This is a genomic window from bacterium (assembly GCA_030693425.1).
Lineage (GTDB): Bacteria > Patescibacteriota > Minisyncoccia > Minisyncoccales > GWA2-46-15 > GWA2-46-15.
Window position 1 is genome coordinate 1 of record JAUYAM010000004.1, and the last position, 22,814, is coordinate 22,814.

Here is a 22,814-nt window from a genome sequence, read left to right on the forward strand (position 1 = left end):
GCTGCTGCAGGCATTCCTTACAGCAAGTTGACCATCGCTGACGCTGACCTGACCATTGCTAAAACCACTGGTTTGCAAGCTGCCCTGGATCTTAAATCTCCTTTAGCTTCACCGACTTTTACCGGAACAGTAACTGTTCCCGTTGGATTAACCGGAGTATTGAGAGCAGATACCGGCGTGCTGGCGGTTGATGCTGATGTGACAGATTTGGTTGATAATATTGCGGTTTCTAAACTTGCTGACGGAACCGCCGGAAACCTTATCACTTGGAGCGCAGCCGGCGCACCAGCAACAGTTGCTACTGGAACTACTGGACAGGTTTTAACTTCAGGTGGAGCAGGCGTAGCGCCGACTTTTCAGACCTTTATTGCTGAATTGGGCGGTACCAACATTTGGACTGCGAAAAACACCTTCAGCTTGACCAACGCTAATGCGGTTACTATTTCCGGCGCGCCTGCGGCTTCAACCGTCCTTTCATTGGTTTTGTTAGATGCAACACCTATAGTTGGCGGCTCGGCCAGCGGCACTTACATCGGCGCTAACCCGACTGGTTTCGTCGGCAACTTCATTGACCTGCAACTAGCTGGCGTAAGCAAGTTTGCGGTGAGTAGCGCGGGCGCAGTCACAGCCGCTAGCACAATCGCAGCCACAGGCGCCGTGACGGGCTCCAACCTTTCAGGCACAAACACAGGCGATAGTGCAGCAAACTCATCTGCAACTTTTATAGGGACAACATCAGTAGCGCTCAATAGAACAAGTGCAGCTTTAACCTTAGCAGGAATTACATTAACTACTCCAGATATTGGTGTAGCAACTGCAACTTCTGTTGCTATCGGCGGTGGAACAACGCTTATAAAGATTGTTGCTTATGCACCGAGTTTAACACCAGTAGCGACAGCAGCTGCTATTGGTACGAGCTCCCAAACATTTGCAGTTACAGGATTAGCAGTAACTGACAAGATAATTGTTAATGGACCCGCACCGACTGCACTTTGTCCAATGGTTAGCTATCGTGTTTCACTATTAGATACTTTACAGTTGGACTTTGCGACATTGACCGCGGTGGCATGTACGCCTGCAGCCGGCACGTACAATATAGTAGCGATTAGGAACTAGTCATAGTTAAAACCTAAATTGACTTAATTCCGTAATTCTCATGGTTAAAAAACTATCACCAGCCATATTTCTGTTAGGATTGATCCTAGTTCCTGGTTTGGTTTTGGGAGCGGATGTGACTTTTCCGGAAATCTCTTACTTTTACCTTTCCGGTGTAGGCAGCGGCGAAACCCTGAACGTAGCAGCCGGTTCTACCGCGACTTCGGTTGAAGTCGGCACGACGACTGTTACCTTGACAATGACTGCAGGAGAAAGCATCACCTTAAAATCTCCGTCGAGATACGTGATGACAACTTCTGGCGGCGCTTCAAGCACCTGCGACCCGCCCTGGTCAAACATTACTATCACTTCTTCTACAGTAGTGACAGTATCGACCACGGTTTGCACGGTGCCGACTTCGGGCGCGGTTGGCGGCGGCGGAGCAGCCCCTTTGGCAACTCCTTCACCGACTCCCAGCCCAAGCCCGAGCCCGTCGGTTTCTCCGACTCCGATTCCGTCTCCGAGCCCTTCGCCCAGTCCGTCACCCAGTCCCAGTCCTTCGCCAACTGCAAGTCCTTCGCCCAGCCCAAGTCCGAGTCCGTCTCCAGAGCCTTTAAATCTGGTTCCAATTCCCCAGCTTTCAGCGACTCCGACCAGAGCAGAGATCTTGGCTGCAATTCAAGCGATTCAGCACAATATCACTGTTCTTCTGGCAGAGTTGGCAAAACTGCAACCTGCGCCCCAGGCAAAAGCTTTCACTTACGATCTGTTTTACGGATTGTGGAACAATGCCGAGGTTAAGAGAATGCAGGAGTTCATGATTTCTAAGGGCTATATGACAGGACCGGCTACCGGCAACTACTATTTGAAAACAGTTGACGCGGTTAAAGCGTATCAGACCGCCAAGGGCATTGGCACTATTCGCAATGGGAGATTCGGGCCAGCAACGAGAGCTACTGTAAACAGCGATCTAGGATTGTAATTTTCTTTGTCCATCCTTGTGGGACAACCAATCGGCGCCTCTATCCGGGGCGCCTTTTGGTTGTCCGCTGATTTTCGCTGATGATTGCTGATTATCGCTGATGGGATAGAATAAACTAATGATTAAAAAGAAGGTATCAGATTTTGTTTACGAAGAGTTGTCTTACAAAATCCGCGGCTGCGCCTTTGAAGTTTATAATACTCTTGGATTTGGCCATAAAGAAAAAGTTTATCAGAAGGCGCTTTGTTTAGAATTTGAGAGAGCGAAAATCAGATACGAACAGGAAAAAGCTTTACCAATTATTTACGACGATAAGAAAATCGGTATTTACAGGCCGGATTTTGTAATTAACGATGAAATTCTGATAGAGATAAAAGCTGTTCCGGTAATGCCCAAAAGCCATGAAACCCAGCTTACTTATTATCTTAAAGGGACTAGCTACAGGCTTGGATTTCTCATAAACTTTGGCGCCCCAAAAATAGAAATTCGCCGTCGTGTCTGGACACCTAGTTATCAGCGGACATCGGTTAAGAATCAATGAAAATCTGTGGCGGAGCTATCAGCGGAAATCAGCCATTAATCAGCGGTAATCTGTTTGTGCGCTTGACGCGGTTTCTCGCTAATTCTAAAATGAAATAATGTCTAGTCAGAAAAAAATGGCTTTTGTTGTGATTTCTGATCGCTTTTTAAATTTAATAAAAGATAATAAACTTAGCCGCACTTAGATTTTGCGGCTTTTAATTTTGAGCGTAGCGAAAAACAAACTCTGTTTATTTTTAAGTAATATAAACAATAATTAAAAATATTAAAAAACATGAACCAGTCAAAAATGCTTAGTCTCGCGAAGAAGTCAATTTCTTTTTTAACTATTTTAACAACAATCCTTTGGACGGCCGGCTTTCCCAATCTGCCAACAGCTATGGCGGCCGCTCCCCGAGTGATGATGGTGGAATACGTCAACCCAACCACTTTTCAGGTTAGATTTGACCAATTGATGGATGAGTCAACCATCGTGGTTGGTTCTTTCACCTTGACGACCGGCGCCACCGGCGATAATTCCGCCATCACTACTGTCACTAAGGCGACGGTTGACAGCAAAACCGTGGCCACGGTGATATCAACCGGCGCCAAGATTTCTCCGGGGGCCGGGGATTTCGTCAAAGTGGCGAGCGGCGCGGAAGCCAACTCTCCTAAGAACGGGGCCGCCGAAGCCAATGCCGACAACGGTAATATCGGCATCGTGGCCCAGCCCGGCCAGGTGGTCATTTCCGAAGTCAAGCTTTCCGGCGCCACCGAAACCGAAGAATTCATTGAAATTTATAACAAAACTAATTCTACGATTGACATTTCCGGCTGGAAAGTCACGGCTTTAGCTCAAGACGGCACGCCAACGGATTTGGTTACTTTTGCCGGCGCCACTACTCTGGCAGCGGGGAAATTTAGGTTAATCGCGCCGACGGGTACGGCCAATGTTGACAATGCCTACACGCCTTCGGGCAACGGCCTTGATGTCAATAATACCGTTATTCTTTACCGGGTTGCTGGTCCTGGTTTCCGCGCCGAAGACATGGTTGGCTGCGGTACGGCCACGATTAAAGAAGGAACGGCTTTTGCCACTTGTCCTGTTGCCAACACGAGCCTGGAAAGAAAAGCTTCACCAACTTCCACCGCCACGACCTTAGCGGCAGCGGGATCAGAAGTTACCTGGGGTAATTCTTACGACACTAACAATAATAATTTTGATTTTGTTACCCAAACCGGCGCTGGAGTTAATCCGCAACATTCCGGCACGACGGCTGAAGTTCCCGGCGGGGGTGGCGGGGGATACCAGAACCAGCCGCCCAACATCAATCATATGCCGGTGGGCCAGGTTATTTCCGGCCAGGATTTCATGATCATGGCTCAGATGGCCGATCCGGAAACGCCGGCCCAGGGTCTTACCGCCAATTTAATCTACAGCCTGCCGCCGCACACCACCTGGACTACCTTAGTCGGCCAGTATATGACGCAAGATTTTAAATTCATTATTCCTTCGGCCGCCACCGGATCGGGCACGGGGGGCGTAGCTTTCAAATATTATCTTAAAGCCACCGACGCCGACAGCAATTTCCGCTGCATGTGGAATATGGGTTTTGGTCTTTGTGGTGACGCTGACGCCACGGCTAAAGCGGGCGCTTGGACTGTAACTAGTACCAGCTCCTCGGGCATGACTAATACCATCAAAGGAAAAGTGATGTCCGGTGCCACCGGCATTGATAACGCCAATGTTACTTTGAGAGGCGCCGGTCTGAATTTCAACACCACGAGCGCGACCGACGGAGTGGCGGGAACTTTCACTTTTATCAATATTCCGGCCGGCATGTTCAGACTAGAAGCCAACGCCCCGGGATACAGCATGGGTTGGATCGACGGCGCGCTTTCCAAAGCTTCGGGCACAGCTGTCTATGGCGACAACACCATTAACCTGACGGCCGGCGGGGGTGGGGCGGGCGGAGATACGACTTCGCCCAGAGTGACGTTTTCCGCGCCCATGGAAGGAATGATGGGCGCGCCTTCAAAGATTAATATTCCGGCAACTGGTCAGATTGAAGCGCCAATTATGATTGGTTTTTCCAAGGATATGGACGCGACCACGATTATTGCCGGCAACATTAAAATTTATCCCGTCACTTCAGCCGGCCTGGGCACGGCCCTTCCTGGCGTCAGCGTGGCTTACCAGGCGCAAAACTCGAGCGTGACCTTGACCGATCGAACCGACCGCGTCATTTCGACTAGCGAATTTGGTCCGGACCGCAAAGCCCTGGTTTATTCGGCCGCGGCTCTTTCCGCCAATACCCAGTACGTCATTGATTTATCCGGTAGCGTCAAAGATGCGGCCGGCAATGTTTTGCAGGGCAACAAGTCCGGCGGGGGACACTCGATTTCTTTTACCACCAGCGGCGACTTTACCAGTTATGATTCGACTCAGATGACGACCGGCTTTAATACCTTTATGCAAACCGGCGGCGGCGGCGGCCAGTTTACCCCGCCTTATGTCACCGGCTCCGGCCCAAACAACGGCGCCAAGAACGTGCCGACCAATGCCAAAATTGTGATTAACTTTTCCCAGCCCATGGATTCAGTCGGCATTAACGCCACCAACTCAACCGGCACCTACGTCAAACTCTACGACACCAATTTCAATAACACTGGCAGCGGCCAATACGTAACCGTGGCCTCAATCGTTCTTGACACCACGACCAGGCAACTGGCCACGATTACGGTCGGCGGCTCCGGTTTAGTGGCCAGCCACAGCAATTATGCCGTCCGCGTTCTGGGGGGAGCTAAGTCGGCTACGGGCGTGACCATGGCCATGCCGGACCAGTCAAACAACGTGATGTACCAGGCCGACTTTTTCACCGGAGCTGGCACAGATATTGGCGCACCCACGGTCTTGAGTAATACTTTGCAGAGTTATACTGCGGCTAGTTCCTGCTCGGTCAATCTTTGCGTCACCGGCGTGCCGACCAATGTCGGAGTGATTGAATTGAGTTTTTCCAAGGATATGGACGCTTCCACGATTACCTCGTCCAACATTACTTTGCAGAACGGCACGACCTCGGTTTCGACCACCACCAGTTATGACGGCCTTTCCCGTTCGGTGAAGATCGCGCCGACCACGGTTTTGTACACGGTGACGACTTACACTTTGACCGTCGGCACGGGCGTGAAAGCCATGAACGGCACGGCTTTGGCTGCGGCCTACACGGTTTCTTTTACCACTAATTCCACGGTAGACAGCGCCGGCCCGACAGTAATGATGGCCAACGGCGACGACTATAAGCTGGCCATTACCTTTTCCGAACCAATGAATGCCGCTAAAGCCACCGATACCAATAACTGGGCGGCCTCGGTTTTGAATCCGGGGAATTATGTTCTCTACACCAATAATTCGCCGCCGCCCTTTGATGGCACTAATATGGCCAAATACTTTTTAACCAACAACACTTTGGCTACGGCAACGACAGCCGGTACGGGCGGGCCTTTAACCTTTAAATACGACCCTGCCTACAGCACCGTCATCATCGAAGGATTGAAAATGCTTGATTCGTCTTTAGCAATCAAGGGCGGGTTTAATATCTGGGTGAAGAACGTCAAAGATGTTTCCGGCAATATTATCCAGAACACGGAAAAACCTGTTGGCGGTAATGTCAATGATTTTGGCGCTAACACTGCTGGCGGTCCGATTATGGACGCCAAAAATACCTTCGGCAATATCGGGCCGGGCGGCGGAGGAATGTCTGGCCCGCCGCCGACTTCAGCTCTTTCAGGCGGCGCTATGCAGGTGACGGCTTTTGGCGGCAAGAACCCCTCGATGATGGGATTCAAGCCGGTCAATGTCTTTCCCATGAATATGCTCGCCGGCCAGGAATCAATGTACATGATTGATTTGCCCTTATCTCAAGCCATTCCGGCTTCGGGCACGATTGTTCTGACTTTCCCGGTCGGTTTTGACGTTGCCAATGCCATTGACGCCGACCCCAACAAGAAATGGGCTCACAAAGACATTAACGGTCCGGGTACGGGCACGGTGACCATTGCTTCGGTTTCCGCCGATGCCGTGGCCAGGACGGTAACCATTACTCTGGGCGGCGTGGCCACTCAAGCGAATGATTTTCTGCATTTGGAGATTGACCGAATTAAAAACACCAGCAAATCTTCAGACGGCGATCTGACCAACGGCATCACCATGGGCGCCGGCTATCAGGTGGACATTTACACCAAGTCCGGCACTCGGACCCTGGAAAGCCTCAAGTCAATGCCTTTCTTTATCAAGTCGGCCGGGTCAGCCACATTGACAGGCAGCATCACCTTTAAAGACTCGTTGGGCGCTCCCGTGGCCGTGACTCTGTCTAATCTGCCGGTTTATCTGATGTCGCCGGCCACCGGTCCCTTAAAAACGCTGGTGAATTTCTCCAATTCGGCTACCGGAACTTACACCTTCTCCAGTCTGCCCACGGGAAATTACATGCTGGGTTCAGAAACGATGGCCACGCCGATTTCCGGAGTAGATTATTACATCGACTTACAGCCTATGCCGCAGTCAACCAATGTGGCGGCGGGCAGCAATACCAAGAATCTGGTTTTTCAGGCGCAGTCCAGCACCAATAAGCCTAATTTGACAGTTTATATTACAGGCACCTTCAGTAACGAGAGCGTGGATATTTTTGCCGGCGGTCCGGGCAACTTTTCCGTCAAGACGGTTACCCTAAACGGTACTTTGACCAACGCTTCGCCTTCAACTCAAACCTTGTATCTGCCTTCCACCGGCACTTGGATGATCGGCATGGGCCCGGCCATGCCGCGCGGCCCGCAGCAATCCGGCCCGCCGCCCATGCCCAGCTGGATGCCGCCCCGGCCCATTGAAGTCAATGTTTCCGGTACTGGTCCCGGCTGGACTTGGAAAGATCCGCTCGGATTAGCTACTGGAGATATAGCCAATGACGGCAAGCTGACCATCGGCATTAGTACTGCCAATAAAACCATTAACGGCCATGTTTATAACCCCGCCGGCACGACCGGCATTCAGAACGCCAATGTTTTTGCCTTTTCTCCGATGGGCGGGATGGGATCCCATGCTCAATCGGGCGCCGATGGCTCTTTCACCCTCAAAGTAATGGATGGCAGTTATCAGGTCGGCGCTTTTGTTCCGGGCATGCCGCCCAGCCAGGAAATACCAGTGGAAGTTAAGACGGTCAGTTCAGTGACCACGATTTATGCCAATGGTACGGCCACGACCGACCTCATCATCAAGATTCAGAATCCCGAATCAATGTATACGATTTCGGGCAAGGTGACCGACGGCACCAACGTCATTAAAGACGCTTCAATCAATGCCCGGAGAACCGACGCGCCCGGCAATGTCGGCGGCAAGACCGACTCTATGGGCAAATACATTCTCTACGTTCAGGCCGGGACCTGGGTGGTGGGCGCTTTCCTGCCCCAGTACGGCAACCTGACCGAACAGACTGTGACCATCGCGACTGCTTCTCAGGCCAATGTTGATTTTGCTCCGGCCATTGGCACTACTTTTAGAACCGTCAAAGACCGGGTCTATAAAGACGTTAACAGCAGCGGGGCCTATAATACTCCGGGAGACATTTTATTGGCCAATGTCCACGTGGACTTTGACCGGACCGGTTATCACAACGGCGCCATGACCGACCAAAACGGCCAATACACCATTCTGGTGCCCGACGGCACTTATACGGTAACAGCCTGGTCGCCTGATATCGGCAAGATTCCGCCTCAGACCGTGGTAGTTTCAGCAGACATTAATCTTACTGGAGCAGCTGATCTGCCCGTAGCTGATACTAGGACTGTGACCGTTAATTTTGTGGATTCCTTGGGAGCTCCGGTGACCTTGAACGAAGTTTATGTTCAGATGGACAAACTCGGCAGTAAAGATGTCAGCAACGAGACGAGCCGCGAAAATGTTTCTTCATTAGCTTTGACCGTTCCGGCCGGCACCGGCTATGAATATGCTTTGGAACTGGCCATTCCCGGCGTGGCGGATCAAACCTTGACCATGCTCGGCGGCGGCAGCACGACGGTGACCGGTTCAGACATTAATTCCGACAGCGCCAATGACATGTATATGGTGGTGGTGGATGGCAACGAAACCATTAACGTCACCGTGCCGACTCTCTTTACGGTTTCCGGCACGGCTAAAGACGCTTCTAATAATCTTTTGACCGATACCGTTATTAACATAAAAAAGGCCGGCTCTAACGACGTTGCCCTGGCCGTCAAAACCGACGCTTCGGGCAATTACTCGGTTAATTTGCCCGCTTCCGGCGCCGGCACGCCTTATCTTTTCCAGATTGACAAGAGCGGTTACGTTGATACCGGCTTATCGGTGGCGGTTGCCGGCACCACGACCCAGAACTTAGACGCCAACAAGGCCAGCCTGACGATTTCCGGCCAGATAAAAGTCGGCAGCAGCGGGGTTGAGGGGGCCAAAGTCTTTGGCAAAGAACTGGGCGGCGGCTTTACTTCGACGGAAACCGATGCCCAAGGAAATTACAGCTTGCCGGTGACGGCCGGCGATTGGAAGATTTCGGCCGCTTCGGACGGCTATCAGGAAAAAGAGTATCAGAACGCTTCCAACCAGGACATTGTCGTTTCGGTGGCCGCGAGCGTGCCTAGTATTAATGTTACTTTGACGACCCAAAAAACCGGATTGGCCACCGTCAATAATTCCGATTTGAATCCTTCGGCTGGCGCCACTTTCGAACATTCCTCGGCCGGCTTGGCGCTGATCGCGCCGCAGAACGCCATTGCTTCTTCGCAGGCGACCTATCAGATGGAGGATTACGAAGTGGCTAATGTGACTTCTTCGCCGACGGCCAAAACCATTGGCGGGGAAGCGGTCCAGATTTCAGCCTATGAGCCTTCCGGTTCTTCGATGATGCCCAAGACCAGTTTTTCCAGCAATGTCACCATTGAAAAGAAATACACTAAAGCCGAGTTAGCGGCCGAGGGCATTGACACTTTTGCCGAAGTCGAAAACGTCACCATGTCGTACTTCGACAATTCGGCTTCCAACTGGGAACCGGTGCTGACTAACATCGCTTATCTCGACAGCAGTGACCAGCCCGTCATTCCGACCAACACTCTTTCTAACGTCAGTTCGGTGGTTTACGCCGGCGTTTCCGACCATATGACAGTTTATTCGCCGACCAACCAAAATCCGGACGGTTTGCCGCCCGCCTCACCCACCAGTGCGGCGGGGACAGCCACTTCCGGCACGATCACCGTTTCCTGGACCGCGCCGACAACTAATAGGGACGGATCAACCCTGACCGACCTACTGGGCTATGAGGTTTATCGGTCAACCTCCGCTTCCGGAGACTACGCTCAAATCAACACGGCCGATGTTCCGGCCGGCACGACCAGCTATGCAGACAGCTCGGTCAGCTCGGGCACGACCTATTACTATAAGATTACGGCCGCGGATACCGGCGGCGTTCTTGAATCCAACCCGTCAACTGCTTCTGCCGGAGTCTTGGCCTATGTCGGCGGCGGGGGCGGCGGAGCCATTTCTTTCTGGCCGACTCCGTCTCCGAGTCCTTCACCGAGCCCATCTCCGAGCCCATCTGCGACTCCCTTGCCCACTCCCAGTTCGGGGCCGACGCCAGAATTAATGCCGATTCCGACACTTTCTGCCCAACCAACCGTGCTAGAAATTCAAGCCGCTATTCAGGCAATCCAGCACAATATCAGCGTTCTTTTGGCGGAACTGGTTAAACTCCAGCAAACAGCGGCAACCGCTTTTGGCAAAGATCTTGTTTACGGTCTGACCGGAAATAGTGATGTTGTAAGATTGCAGAAATTCTTGATCGGCAAGGGGTATTTGTCACCGGGGTATGCCACCGGTCATTACCTTTCAATGACGGTTCAAGCAGTCAAGGCCTACCAGCAAGCCAAAGGCATTACTCCGGTTAACGGCAGATTCGGGCCAAAAACCAAAGCAGCTGTCAACAGCGATCTAGGATTGTAATTAATAGTTGGACATCGCATGTCCAACTGATATAACCACGAGGCGCTCTTTTAAGTTTAAGAGTGCCTTTTGGTTTCTGAAGATAGTTGGACATCGCATGTCCAACTGATATAATAAGACAATGAGCGGCGATTTTTACCACATTTTAAATCGGGGAGTCGAAGAAAGAGATATTTTCTATTCGGAGAAAGATTATTTTCGTTTCGCCTACAACCTTCACGATTTTAATGACACCAAACTCGCTTTGCCTTATCCGTTGCGTCGTTCTCGGGCAAAACATATTGGACATGCGATGTCCAATATGTTTAATTATGCTCGGGAGGAGATTATTGGCTTATTATGCTGGTGTTTAATGCCGAACCATGCCCACGTTTTTGTTCGAGAGAAAATTGACGGCGGAGCAAGCGTTTTTTCCAAGAAGATATTCGGCGGTTACACAAAATATATTAACGAAATTAAGAAGAGGAAAGGAGTTTTATTTCAGGGCAGATCAAAAATAATTTTGATAGAAAAAGACGAGCATTTTCTCCACCTTCCTTTTTATATCATGGCCAATCCCGTTTCTTTGATTGAACCCAAATGGCGCGAGAAGGGGATTGTCAGTTTAAAGAAAGTTATCGATTTTCTTGAAAATTATCGCTGGTCAAGCTTTCAAGATTTAATTGGCAAAGACAATTTTCCGGAAACCGTCAACAAAAATTTGTTTTATGAATTATTCGATACTAATGAGGGGAAATTTAAAAAAGATTTTATTGAATGGCTAGGCGGGTATAGGTAATTGGACATGCGATGTCTTTGAGGTTTAGCTTTTTTTTGATAGAATAAATGACAATGAAAAAGATTCTCTTCATTGCGATTCTATCAATTGTTTTCCTTCCTCTAAAAGGCTTGGCTTTTTTCGTTGGTGAAACCCAAACTTTTAACGTTGAGCCGGTTTACGATTCTAGCCAGAGACAGCAGCTGAGCGCGACTTTGAGGAAAACGACTACCTTCACCTATTTTTATTTTGACGACAGTTGGTGGTCTGGCTTATCCCAGGATCAGCAGAATCAGGTGACAAATTCCATAAATAATCTCGGCGAGGAGTTCGACGGCAAGATTTATCCGCTTCTGACCCAAAACTTTGGCCAGGAATGGACTCCGGGCATAGACAGGGACACCAGGATTACGATTCTATTCCATCCGATGAAAGAAACTTCCGGAGGCTATTTTAATTCGGGAGATGAATATCCGAAAGCCCAAAGCTTAAAGTCAAACGAGAGGGAAATGATATATATCAACGCCAATTCCGCCACCAGTCCTTTGCTTAAATCTTTTCTTGCCCATGAATTCCAGCACCTGATTAATTTCAACCAGAAAGAAAGATTGAGAGGGGTAACCGAAGACGTCTGGCTCAACGAGGCTAAATCAGAATACACCTCAACTCTCCTGGGGTACGATAATGTTTATGATGGGTCAAACTTGGAAAGAAGAGTAAGGAATTTTTTAGACAAACCCTATGATTCTCTGACCGAATGGAGGAATCAACCCCAGGATTACGGCATTGCCAACCTTTTCATCCAGTACTTAGTTGATCATTACGGGATCGCCGTTTTAAAAGAATCGGCCTTATCCTCAAAAACCGGCATCGAAAGCCTTAACGAAGCTCTGAAAAAACTCGGGGCCGTTGATGACTTTTCTCAGATCTTCACTAACTGGGCGGTTGCCGTTTTCATCAATAGCTGCAATTTCGGTTCCAACTATTGCTATTTGAATCAAAGCCTGCGCAACTTTAAAGTCGTGCCTCAGGCTAACTTTCTGCCGCCGGTTCCGAAAACTAGTCTGTCGGTAGTCAACACCACCAAAGGCTGGGCAGCTAACTGGTACAAGTTTTTCGGCATCAAAGGGGATCTCTCTTTTGAGTTTGCAGGTTCTTTCCAGGCGAACTCTTCGTTCAAGATTCCTTATCTGATTGAAGATAAGAAAGGCGCGTATACTATTGATTTTCTGAATCTTAACAATCTTCATCAAGGCAAGATTGAAATTGAGGATTTTGACAAAAAGTTTTCTTCGCTGGTGGTAATTCCTCTGCTATTGGGGAAAACGACCGGTTTTTCGGAGACCGAGCCCTCGATCCAGTTTTCCTGGACCGCTTCTGCCAACCTCGAGCAGTCATCTCCGGAAAACCAGGAAGAGATTAACAGGCTTTTGGCAAAGATAGAAGAGCTAAAGCAGCAAATCAAAAACCTTCAGATCCAGCTGATAGCTTTGGGCAAGCTTCCAAAGGCTTCTTGCCAGGAATTTTCAAAAGACCTCTATTACGGAATGACTAATTCTGATGACGTTAAGTGCCTGCAGCAATTTTTAAAGTCAAAAGGAGAAACGATTTATCCAGAAGGCTTGGCCAGCGGCAATTATCTTTCCTTGACGACTTTGGCGGTCAAGAGATACCAGGCCTCAAAAGGAATAATCCAGACAGGATATTTCGGCCCCTTAACCAGGGCGGCGGCAAATAAAGAGAGGTATTGACAAGATTAAGCCTATTTGCTATACTCTAAGTCGTAATTAGTGATAAGCTCTGATTCGGCATAAATCCCTCCTCGAGCAGGGATTTTTGCTTTTTATTCCTTATCCCGCAGATTATTTTAATTTTAGAATCCCTTAATATTAATACAAACCCCCTTCTTACTATTGCTATAGCAACGGTTGGGAGTTATTATTTAATAATGGGAATTGGAAAATATAGTTACTATTTTAAAAAACCGAAAACAGAAATCACCAAAGATGTTCTTTATTGGTTAATGATGGCCGGAGCCGTTTATATTGCTGCCAGTTCTCCCTTTTTTGTTAGGAATCTTTTAAAAAGTTATCAAAAGTGGAAAAAGTATCCGCGGAAAAAGGTTTACGACACTTTTTATAGATTAAAAAATCAAGGTTTGATAAAAATCGAAGAGAGGGGGCCTCAAATATATATTAAATTGACTGATAAGGGAAGAAAGAAGGCAGGTTTTTTTCAGATTAATGATTTGAAAATAAAAAAGCCGGTGATTTGGGATAGGAAATGGCGAATAGTCATTTTTGACATTTCTGAGTTAAAAAAAATGCATCGCGAGGCCTTTCGGGGAAAATTAAAAGAGCTGGGATTTTATCAATTGCAAAAAAGCGTTTGGGCTCATCCATTTGATTGTGTCGCAGAGATAGAATTATTGCGGGATTTCTTTGGCCTGGATAAGAAAGACGTAAGGCTGATTATTGCTTCTGAAATTGGAGGAGACAAGGAATTAAGAGAATATTTTAAATTAGATTAAGATTCTAATTTTATTCCAAAAAAACAACTTCTAATTAAAGCTATAGCAATGATAGGGCGCGATATGCTTGTTTGTGAATGATTATAATAATGTTAGAATATAACTGGGCCGGGAGACGGCACTCACTAATTACAAAGAATTGGAGTTTCACCTCTTCTGGCCCATTTCAAGCATGAAACCAGGGATTTTGAGGAAGTTTTTGCCCGGCCTCAGAGAAAACGTTTTGTTGAAGGATTACACAACCTTCCGGATCGGCGGTCCGGCCGATTTTTTTTACGAAGCAAAAACAGAAAAAGATTTTGTCAACGCCATCAGGATTTCCCGCAAGCTTGAAGTCCCTTTTTTCATTTTAGGAAGGGGATCGAATACTCTTTTTGACGACAAAGGTTTCCGGGGCTTGGTCATCAGGAATATGGTTTCGGAAATGAAAATCTCAAAAAGACTAAAAAGATCTTTTGGAAAAAAGGAATCGGGAAACGCCCATTATCTACCGGCTCATCCCGGCAAGTATTTAAAATTTTCCGATCTGGATTACCCGCAGGAACCTTTTGATATTGAGCTTGAAGTTTCCTCGGGAATTCCCGTCCAGTATTTGATCCAGAAAACTTTAGAGAAAAAACTGACCGGCCTTCAATGGTTTGCCGGCATTCCCGGGTCTGTCGGCGGAGCGGTAGTTTACAATATTCACGGCGGGACAAAACTTTTCGGCGACTATGTCAAAGACGTAACGGTTATCGACAAAAACAATCGTATAAGAAAGATAAAAAGCAAGGACCTGGGTTTTGCTTACGATCTCAGCAATGTCCAGAAAGAAAAACAAATTATTTTAAGAGTGACCCTCTTCCTTTCCCGCGGAGATATCGGCAGGGCCAGGCATGTCTACAAAGAATGGCTGAAAAGAAAATTAAAGGTTCAGCCGCAGACAAATTGCCCCGGAAGCATTTTTAAAAATTTTCCAAGAAAAGTTTCAGAAAAAACCGGCTCGCCGACGACCGGAGCCGGCTGGTTCATAGACCAGGCAGGCCTAAAAGGAAAGACAATCGGGAGGGTTCAGGTTTCAAAAAAACACGCAAACTTCATTATTAATCTGGGCGGCGGAAAGGCAAAAGACGCCAGAAAATTGATTAAAACAATAAAAGAAAAGGTAAAAAAGAAATTTAAGCTGAATCTTAAGGAAGAAATACTGATTTTGCCGTCAGAAATCTAAAAAACTTTACGAGTTTTTATTTTTGAGTTTTCCACATCTTGACATTGATTCTTGAAATGAAATAATGAATTAATCTAAAATTTTTCTGGGAAATTTTCCCAAAAAATCTTAGGGAAATTTTTGAAAAACAAATAGTTGTCGGCTATTTGCAGAAAAACTTTTCAATCCTCTCAACAATAATAAAATAGTTTTTAACAGCGAGGATTGAAACAAAAAAATGGCAAAGAAAAAAGCAAAGAAGAAGAAGAAATAACTTCTTGCCCCGTTTCTCCTGAGCCCGCTGGAATCTTAATCTGAATTTCAGGGGCTCGGGGGATGAGGCTTGCCATTAAAGTTTAAAAAGATGATTACGCAAAGATTCCATTACATTTTTGACGCTTGGGGCATCAGCTCTAAAAAACTGAGCAACAAGAAATTGGTGAACTCTTTGCTTAAAGACGTATCTAAGGTTTGTAAAATGAGAATTATCGGCGGGCCCCTGGTAGTCCAGGGCGTGGACGACAACCCCGGGATTTCGGGATTCTGCATTATTGATTTTTCTCACATCTCGATTCACACCTTTTCTAATCCCAGAGAGGTTTGCGTTGACATTTTTTCCTGCAAGCCCTTTAATCCGGAAGAAGTGAAAACCTACCTCTTAAAAGAACTGAAAGTCAGCCAGAAAAATCTTTTCTTTTTCCAGGTCAATTATCCTAGCCGGCCGAAAATCTCTTCGGCGAGGATATCTTTTGCCTCAAGTCGTTCTCGGAAACTGCAGACGGTTAACGCTGTCAGAGAGGCGTAGGGGGGATTTAATAAAAATTTACTCTCATGTCGAAATCCAATCCTTATTTAAAGGAAAAGCTTAAAACTATCGAGGTGGGCAAGAAAACTGTTTCTGAGCTTTTGGATGCCATGGCAGACACCGGTTTTCAGGGAAGAAAACTCGGGGAAGTCGCTCAGGTTTGGGAAAAGATGATAAAAGACAAAGACCTGACGATTATAATGGGATATGCCGCTTCCTTGAGCACGACCGGCCAGTGGCAGATAATTAATTGGCTGATTGAAAACAGGTTTATCGATGTTTTGGTTGGCACCGGCGCCAACCTTTCAGAAGACATTGTCGAGGCCATGGGTTACTCTTATTGGAAGGGCAGCCACTTGGTTGACGACGTCAAATTATTAAAAACTGACATTAACCGTTATTACGACGTTTTCGGCCTGGAAACCGATTATATGGAAATGACGGAGATGATTGCCGATTTCTATGTCAAAAACCTTAAACCAGATTATCCCTATTCTTCCAGGGAGATTTTTTATCTTTTTGGCAAGTGGCTCTGGAAAAAGAACATTAAGAGTATTGTTGCAAATGCCGCAAAATATGGAGTGCCGGTTTTTTGCCCGGCTATTGTTGACAGTCCCTACGGCGACGCTGGCCTTATTGCCAAGTCCAAGGGCTTCAATCTGATCATCGACAACATGAAAGACTATATTGAATTTATGGGTCTCGGCCAAGAGATTAAGGATTCAGGAGTCATCTATATTGGCGGCGGCGTGCCCAAAGACTTTATTCAGCTTTTGGCTGTGACGGCCGATCTTCTCTATCCTGAAAGGGCTATTCCGGGCAGGAAGTGCGAGGTTTTCCGGGCCGAAAGAAAAGGGAAAAAACAAGAATTGGTGGAAACCTATTATCCCCACAAGTACGCTTTGCAGATTACCACCGACGCTCCGCAGTGGGGCGGGCTTTCAGGATGCACCTTTGAAGAGGCAACATCTTGGGGAAAGGAGAAAGTTGGAGCTCCCAAGGTTCAGTGCTATTGCGACGCCACTATTGCTTTACCCTTGGTTTCTCACGCCCTTTTTGAAAAAGTAAAGAAAAAGAGAAAAGGAAAAGATTTTTCTTCTGTTTTTAAATCGTAAGAAAGGCATAAAATGAAACTTCCTCTTTATCCGACCCCTGAGCCTTATAACTTTGGAGGGTTGGAAAATCAAAGCTACGAAAAAGCCAAGGTAGTTGTTTTTCCCGTTCCCTACGAGGCCACTACCTATTATATAGGAGGAACCAAGGAGGGACCGAAAGCGGTTATCGACGCCTCCAGGCATATGGAGCTTTATGACATTGAATTGAAGAGAGACGTGAGCCAGATCGGGATTTTTACCCTGCCAGAACTCGTCTGCTCCAAAAATTCTCCCCAAGAGGCGGTTCGGGATATAAAAAAAGTCGTTTCCCGGCTTTTAGCAGATAAAAAATTCATTTTGATGCTCGGCGGAGAGCATACGATTAGCATTGGCGCAGTCGCCGCTTTCAGGGAAAAATACAAGGATTTGTCGGTTTTGCAGATTGATGCTCACGCCGACTTGAGAAACGAGTTTGAGGGAACTAAATATCACCATGCCTGCGCTATGCGTCGTGTCAGGGAAATGGGCTTGTCAATAACGGCCGTGGGTATCCGCAGCCAAGACGAAACAGAGGCAGAGTATATAAAAAAAGAAAAGATCAAGAGCATTTTTTATGCGCCGCAGATTCCGGTTCAAAAAATCATTTCCACGCTTTCAAAAAACGTTTATCTGACTTTTGACGTTGATGGTTTGGACCCTTCGATTATGCCCGCTACCGGAACTCCCGAACCAGGCGGACTTGGCTGGTATGAGGTTTTGGATTTAATAAGAGAAGTTGCCAAAACCAAGAGGATTGTTGGCGCAGATGTGGTGGAATTGTCGCCCTTGCCTGGGATTGTTTTCCCGGACTTCCTTGCCGCCAAGCTCGCCTATAAAATTATCGGCTATTCTTTACTGTAAAAATAACTTTATTTTTAAACTATTAGAAGCAAGGCAGGGCCATTGCTTTTTTTTGAGTTTTGTGTTAATATAATTTATCGACAAAAAGGAGGTCGAAATGAAAACGGGAATCCGTTTATTGAGCCCAAAAGCTCGTGAACGGACCCTACAGTCCGTTTATGAGCTCCTTCAAAGGGGGATTCAAGAAAACGAACTCGATTCCTATCCCACATTTGTGGAAGAGGTTAGAGACGGTAACTGGCTAGTTTTTTGCCTTTTTAATAAAGGAGAGCCGGTTGCAGCGAGGGTGAATGATATCTCGCCTCTTGTCTCAACAGGAATCGCCATCAGCCTCTTCACTGTCATTAATAGACAGTGGAGGGGTAAAGGTTTGTTTAAGCGGCTTATTGAAGCCGCCGGCGTTGAACTTCGGCGTCGAAACCCAAATTTCCTCGGCGTGTTAGCCGAGATGGACACCTCAAATTATGGGGTGCCAGCTGCCGACCGGCTAGAAATTTTCCGCAAGGTCGGTTATCAAAGAGTAGATTTTAAATATATTCTGCCTCCTCTTGAGGATGGAGAAAAAGAAAATCGCTCTTTCGTCCTGGTCTTTTTGCCGGAACCAGGAATTAAAACAATTCCGGCAAAAACTCTATCGGCTGCCCTGAAGATTTATCTTTCTTGGGTGGACGAATTCGCCGACGATCTTGGTCGGCAAATCAGAGACGAGATGATTGAGAGATTGTCTCGTCTTAAAAGAGTAAAATTACTCGAATTATAAAAGAGCTGCGGAGAAGACCCCGCAGCTCTTTTAATTTTGACCGCAAAGATGTATAATAAACCAATTGCTTCAAAGGTCGATAATCCCCTTAAAATCTATTCAAAAATATGCTTCAAGATTGGTATTTAGCGACTTTCCAAGCTCTTCAGGATCTTTGGGTCAGCTTTCTATATTTTATTCCCGACCTTATTGGCGCCATCGTTGTTTTCGTTATCGGCTGGTTCATTTCTTCCTGGGTCGGCCTGCTCGTGACCAAGCTGCTCAATTTGATCAAGCTAAACGAGCTGTTTGCCAAGGGCCAGTGGGACGAAGCTCTGGAAAAAGCCGGCATCAAAGCAGACGTCGCGGGATTTGTCGGCCAGATTTGCCGCTGGGTCATGGTCATTACCTTTTTATCGGCCTCGGTGGAGATTTTCGGCCTGATCGGATTTGCCGGTCTTCTGAATAAGGTGATCGGCTGGCTGCCCAACGTCATTGTCGTCGCCCTGATTATGGTGGTGACGGTCATTGTCGCCGACATCCTGGAAAAAATCGTCGTTGCTTCGGTCGCCAGGGCAAAAGTGAAAACAACTCAGATAGTCGGTTTAGCCGTCAAATGGCTGATCTATGTTTTCGCTCTGTTTGCCATTCTGATTCAGTTTGGCATCGCCTCATTTTTGGTCCAGACCCTGTTCACAGGCGTTGTTGCCATTTTAGTGATTGCCGGCGGACTGGCTTTTGGCCTGGGCGGCAAGGACGTTGCCAGAGAGCTTTTAGAGGATCTGGTCAGAAAGATTAAAAGCGATTAATCAAGGGTTATTTAGAACAAAAAACCGCAGGTCAGCTTCGGGGCTTGGCCCCCACACCAATCCCGCGATAAGTTTTCGAATCTATAATAATCATAAGGCGAAGCCGCCTAACGGCTTTGGCCAATATGTTTATGTTGCTTATCGATGGATTGGTGTGGGGGCTTGACAAATATTTTTGGGTTGCTTAAAATGGATCTACCTAATATGAAAGCAATCAAAACCAAACTTATTGAAAGAAGCGGATAATTTCTGGGATTTTACTTTACCCAGCGAACCGCTTCGAAAAGCGGTTTTTTGTTTTTTGCCCGGCAGATAGGACAAATGGGTAAGAACGTTGACAATTTAATCTAGCTAAAAATCTCCTTAAAAGCCATAAGTTTATGGAATTAAGGAGGGTAAGAAATAATTGTGGTTATTACGGTTGATGGTGGATGCCTTGGAAGGCTGGGGCGATGAAGGACGTGGTGTGACTGCGATAAGCCTCGGGGAGGTGTCAAGCAACCTTTGATCCGGGGATGTCCGAATGGGGAAACCCAATCCCGCCTAAAACGGGATTGCCCTTAACCTGAAACGGTTGAGGGCGCGTACCCGGGGAAGCAAAACATTCTAGTACCCGGAGGAAAATAGAACAATAGTTTATTCCCTTAGTAGCGGCGAGTGAAAAGGGAAGTAGCCTAGAGCCCTTCGATTCGACGCTGTGCGTCTCTCTCAGGGTAAACCTATTTAAAAATAGAGGGTTTACCCCGAGCGAGGTGCTTAGCACCGAGTCGAGGGGCAGTTAAAAGAGGGTGACGCCCAGAAATTTTTTCTGGAAAGTTTCAGAAAAAATTTACTGGAAGGAGTAAGAAAATTGATTGTTAGCCGAAATCCCCTGGAAAGGGATACTAAAGAGGGTAATAGTCCCGTAGGCGAAAACAATTAATCTCCTAGTCTCTTTCCCGCTTTCAGCGGGAGGTGTCGCAAGACACATTCTTAAGTACTATGGGACACGGAAATCCCGTAGGAAGTAGGGTCGACTACAGACCCAAGGCTAAATACTCAGCCTTACCGATAGTGAACTAGTACCGTGAGGGAAAGGTGAAAAGTAGGGCGGTAAGCCCGGTGAAATAGAACCTGAAACCATCAAACCTACAAAGAGTCGGAGCCGTCCTTCGCTTTTTGCTTCGCAAAAAGCTTCGGATCGGTAAACCCTATTGAAAGGGGCTTGCCATTCCGTAGCTCATTACGAAGTAATGAGCGAAGGATGGTGACGGCGTACTTTTTGGAGAACGAGCCAACGAGTTCTCTCTCGTGCTTTTGTCTAACCCCGTTTAACGGGGGGAGGCATAGTGAAAGCGAGCGTGAAATACGCGACATAAAAAGCTCGAGAGTGAGACCCGAAGCCAAGCGAGCTTGCCATGACCAGGGTGAATCCCGCTGAAAAGCGGGAGGAGGCCCGAACCCGTGAGCCGTGCAATACTCTGGGATGAGTTGTGGCAAGAAGAGAAAACCTAAACGAGCTTGGTAATAGCTGGTTCTTCCCGAAATAGCTTTAGGACTAGCCTCCGTAAAATAATATCTTGGGGGTAGAGCACTGAATGAAATACCGTGGATTTTTTCCAGGCATTTTAATCAAACTCCGAATACCAAGATATTTAGGGGAGTAAGAACCTGGGCGCTAAGGTCCAGGCTCAAAAGGGAAACAGCCCAGACCTTCATCTAAGGTCCCTAAATTTGAGCTAAGTGCTAGGAAGGAAGTGAAGTTCCGTCGATAGTCAGGAGGTGAGCTTAGAAGCAGCTACCCTTTAAAAAGTGCGTAACAGCTTACTGACTAAGGGATTTTGCACCAAAGATCAACGGGGCTAAAGCTCAATACCGAAGATAAGGACGAGCACATAATTTTTTATGTGCTCGTGGTAGGGAAGCGTTCCCATTGCTGTGAAGTCCAGCTGTAAAGCGGGATGGAGCGATGGGAAGTGAGAATGTTGGCATGAGTAACCGCAATCAAGGTGAAACTCCTTGACACCGAAAGCCTAAGATTTCCTTGGCAATGATCGTCAGCCAGGGGTTAGGCGGGCCTAATCCTGCCGCCGAATGGTGGTGGGAAATGGACAGCCGGTTAATATTCCGGCCCTCTCTGTATCAATTCCAGAGACCGACGAAGCTTAGTAATCCGGACGAGTTATTGGATTCTCGTTGTTTGTCTTAAGATTTATCAAGGGCAAACAAAATTCTCTGGTTCGCCAGGGCAAATCTGGACGAGCAAGCTTCCCAGAAAAAGTTTTTGGAAGTTAATTGGTATGGGGACCCGTATCGTAAACCGACACAGGTAGGCAGGTGTAAGTACACTAAGGTGAACGGGTGAAAGCTCCTGAAGGAACTCGGCAAAAAAGCGGTCGTAAGTTCGCAATATGACCTTCCCCCACCACTTTGTCTTTAATTCTACGAAAAACCAAAAATTCTGGTTAATCGTGAAAAATTGAGGCCAAAGTGGTGGGGGACGCAGCTAAAGATTTCTTGGCGACTGTTTATCAAAAACACAGGTTCCTGCTAACTCGTAAGAGGATGTATAGGAACTGAGGCCTGACCAGTGCTGGAACGTCAATGGTGAGGGTCTGGGTATATTTATATATTCAGGCTCATTACCTGAAGCGCCAGTGAACGTCCGCGGTAACTCTGACCGTGTTAAAGTAGCGTAACCCCTTGTCAGGTAAGTTCTGACCCGCATGAAAGGTTTCACGACTAAGAAACTGTCTCCAGGAGCAGCCCGGTGAAAATGCAGTATGGGTGAAGATGCCCATTACCTGCGGCTAGACGGAAAGACCCCGAGAGCTTTACTATAAGGTGGTATTGAGTTTTGGGTTTTGATGCGTAGCGTAGCGGGTAGGCTTTGAAGTTCCGCTTTTGGGCGGGATGGAGCCGACAATGAAACACCCGTCTTTTAAACTCTTAATTCTAACTCCCGCTAAGCGGGAAGACCGTGCCACCCGGGTAGTTTAAGTGGGGCACTTGCCTCATAAAAGGTAATTGAGGCGTTTAAAGGTCGGCTAGCTCCGGATGGAAATCGGAGCGATAGGGCAAAGCCATAAGCCGGCTTTACTGCAAGGCGGACATGCCGCGCAGTTGGGAAACCAGAACTTAGTGAACCGATCGTGTATCCGTCAGATTTTTGTTTTACAAAATTCTGATGGATGTAGTTAGTAGAACCGCGAAAGATCATCGGACAAAAGTTACCTCGGGGATAACAGGCTAGTAGGGCCCGCGAGTCCACATCTACGGCCCTGTTCGGCACCTTAACAAATCGGGGTGCTATGCCAGTAATGGCATACCTGGAATATTTTACCCACAAAATATTCCGAAAAAAATTGGCTTATAACGGTGAACTCCATATATGGT

Annotated in this window: 13 protein-coding genes and 1 rRNA gene; all 14 read left to right on the plus strand. The window is 47.4% G+C overall.

Annotated elements, in window-relative coordinates:
* Positions 1-1,116: hypothetical protein (locus Q8N16_03055; GenBank protein MDP3093720.1), on the plus strand; the 1,116-nt coding region annotated here is incomplete at its 5' end.
* Between the two features lie 40 nt (positions 1,117-1,156).
* Positions 1,157-2,077, plus strand: a complete 921-nt coding sequence (locus tag Q8N16_03060; GenBank protein MDP3093721.1) for a peptidoglycan-binding domain-containing protein — start codon at positions 1,157-1,159, stop codon at positions 2,075-2,077.
* Positions 2,078-2,195: 118 nt separating this feature from the next.
* Positions 2,196-2,618, plus strand: a complete 423-nt coding sequence (locus Q8N16_03065) for a GxxExxY protein (GenBank protein ID MDP3093722.1) — start codon at positions 2,196-2,198, stop codon at positions 2,616-2,618.
* Between the two features lie 273 nt (positions 2,619-2,891).
* Complete coding sequence (locus Q8N16_03070; protein MDP3093723.1) at positions 2,892-10,619, plus strand: Ig-like domain-containing protein; 7,728 nt, start codon at positions 2,892-2,894, stop codon at positions 10,617-10,619.
* A gap of 121 nt (positions 10,620-10,740) precedes the next feature.
* On the plus strand, positions 10,741-11,397 hold the full coding sequence (locus Q8N16_03075; protein ID MDP3093724.1) for a hypothetical protein: 657 nt from the start codon (positions 10,741-10,743) through the stop codon (positions 11,395-11,397).
* A 53-nt stretch (positions 11,398-11,450) separates the two neighbouring features.
* Positions 11,451-13,127, plus strand: a complete 1,677-nt coding sequence (locus tag Q8N16_03080) for a peptidoglycan-binding domain-containing protein (protein ID MDP3093725.1) — start codon at positions 11,451-11,453, stop codon at positions 13,125-13,127.
* 197 nt (positions 13,128-13,324) lie between these two features.
* Entirely contained in the window at positions 13,325-13,906 is a 582-nt protein-coding gene (locus Q8N16_03085; protein MDP3093726.1) for a hypothetical protein, read from the plus strand.
* A 172-nt stretch (positions 13,907-14,078) separates the two neighbouring features.
* Positions 14,079-15,113, plus strand: coding sequence for a UDP-N-acetylmuramate dehydrogenase (gene murB, locus Q8N16_03090; protein MDP3093727.1), 1,035 nt, complete (start codon positions 14,079-14,081; stop codon positions 15,111-15,113).
* 343 nt (positions 15,114-15,456) lie between these two features.
* Positions 15,457-15,897 (plus strand): S-adenosylmethionine decarboxylase, encoded by a 441-nt coding sequence (locus Q8N16_03095; GenBank protein ID MDP3093728.1) that lies wholly within the window; start codon positions 15,457-15,459, stop codon positions 15,895-15,897.
* 26 nt (positions 15,898-15,923) lie between these two features.
* Positions 15,924-17,012, plus strand: a complete 1,089-nt coding sequence (locus tag Q8N16_03100; GenBank protein ID MDP3093729.1) for a deoxyhypusine synthase family protein — start codon at positions 15,924-15,926, stop codon at positions 17,010-17,012.
* A gap of 12 nt (positions 17,013-17,024) precedes the next feature.
* A complete protein-coding gene (speB, locus tag Q8N16_03105; protein ID MDP3093730.1) occupies positions 17,025-17,891 on the plus strand; it encodes an agmatinase in 867 nt (288 codons plus the stop codon).
* Between the two features lie 97 nt (positions 17,892-17,988).
* Complete coding sequence (locus Q8N16_03110) at positions 17,989-18,651, plus strand: hypothetical protein (protein MDP3093731.1); 663 nt, start codon at positions 17,989-17,991, stop codon at positions 18,649-18,651.
* 107 nt (positions 18,652-18,758) lie between these two features.
* On the plus strand, positions 18,759-19,439 hold the full coding sequence (locus Q8N16_03115; protein ID MDP3093732.1) for a hypothetical protein: 681 nt from the start codon (positions 18,759-18,761) through the stop codon (positions 19,437-19,439).
* A 404-nt stretch (positions 19,440-19,843) separates the two neighbouring features.
* Positions 19,844-22,771: ribosomal RNA gene (locus Q8N16_03120) — 23S ribosomal RNA — on the plus strand.
* Positions 22,772-22,814: the final 43 nt, after the last annotated feature.

Bases quoted from the DNA above. Each gene is read 5' to 3' on its own strand.
- Q8N16_03060 (MDP3093721.1), top strand. From the start codon at position 1,157: ATGGTTAAAAAACTATCACCAGCCATATTTCTGTTAGGATTGATCCTA.
- Q8N16_03115 (MDP3093732.1), top strand. From the start codon at position 18,759: ATGCTTCAAGATTGGTATTTAGCGACTTTCCAAGCTCTTCAGGATCTT.
- Q8N16_03095 (MDP3093728.1), top strand. From the start codon at position 15,457: ATGATTACGCAAAGATTCCATTACATTTTTGACGCTTGGGGCATCAGC.
- Q8N16_03110 (MDP3093731.1), top strand. From the start codon at position 17,989: ATGAAAACGGGAATCCGTTTATTGAGCCCAAAAGCTCGTGAACGGACC.
- Q8N16_03070 (MDP3093723.1), top strand. From the start codon at position 2,892: ATGAACCAGTCAAAAATGCTTAGTCTCGCGAAGAAGTCAATTTCTTTT.
- Q8N16_03065 (MDP3093722.1), top strand. From the start codon at position 2,196: ATGATTAAAAAGAAGGTATCAGATTTTGTTTACGAAGAGTTGTCTTAC.
- Q8N16_03085 (MDP3093726.1), top strand. From the start codon at position 13,325: ATGGGAATTGGAAAATATAGTTACTATTTTAAAAAACCGAAAACAGAA.
- Q8N16_03100 (MDP3093729.1), top strand. From the start codon at position 15,924: ATGTCGAAATCCAATCCTTATTTAAAGGAAAAGCTTAAAACTATCGAG.
- speB (MDP3093730.1), top strand. From the start codon at position 17,025: ATGAAACTTCCTCTTTATCCGACCCCTGAGCCTTATAACTTTGGAGGG.
- Q8N16_03075 (MDP3093724.1), top strand. From the start codon at position 10,741: ATGAGCGGCGATTTTTACCACATTTTAAATCGGGGAGTCGAAGAAAGA.
- murB (MDP3093727.1), top strand. From the start codon at position 14,079: ATGAAACCAGGGATTTTGAGGAAGTTTTTGCCCGGCCTCAGAGAAAAC.
- Q8N16_03080 (MDP3093725.1), top strand. From the start codon at position 11,451: ATGAAAAAGATTCTCTTCATTGCGATTCTATCAATTGTTTTCCTTCCT.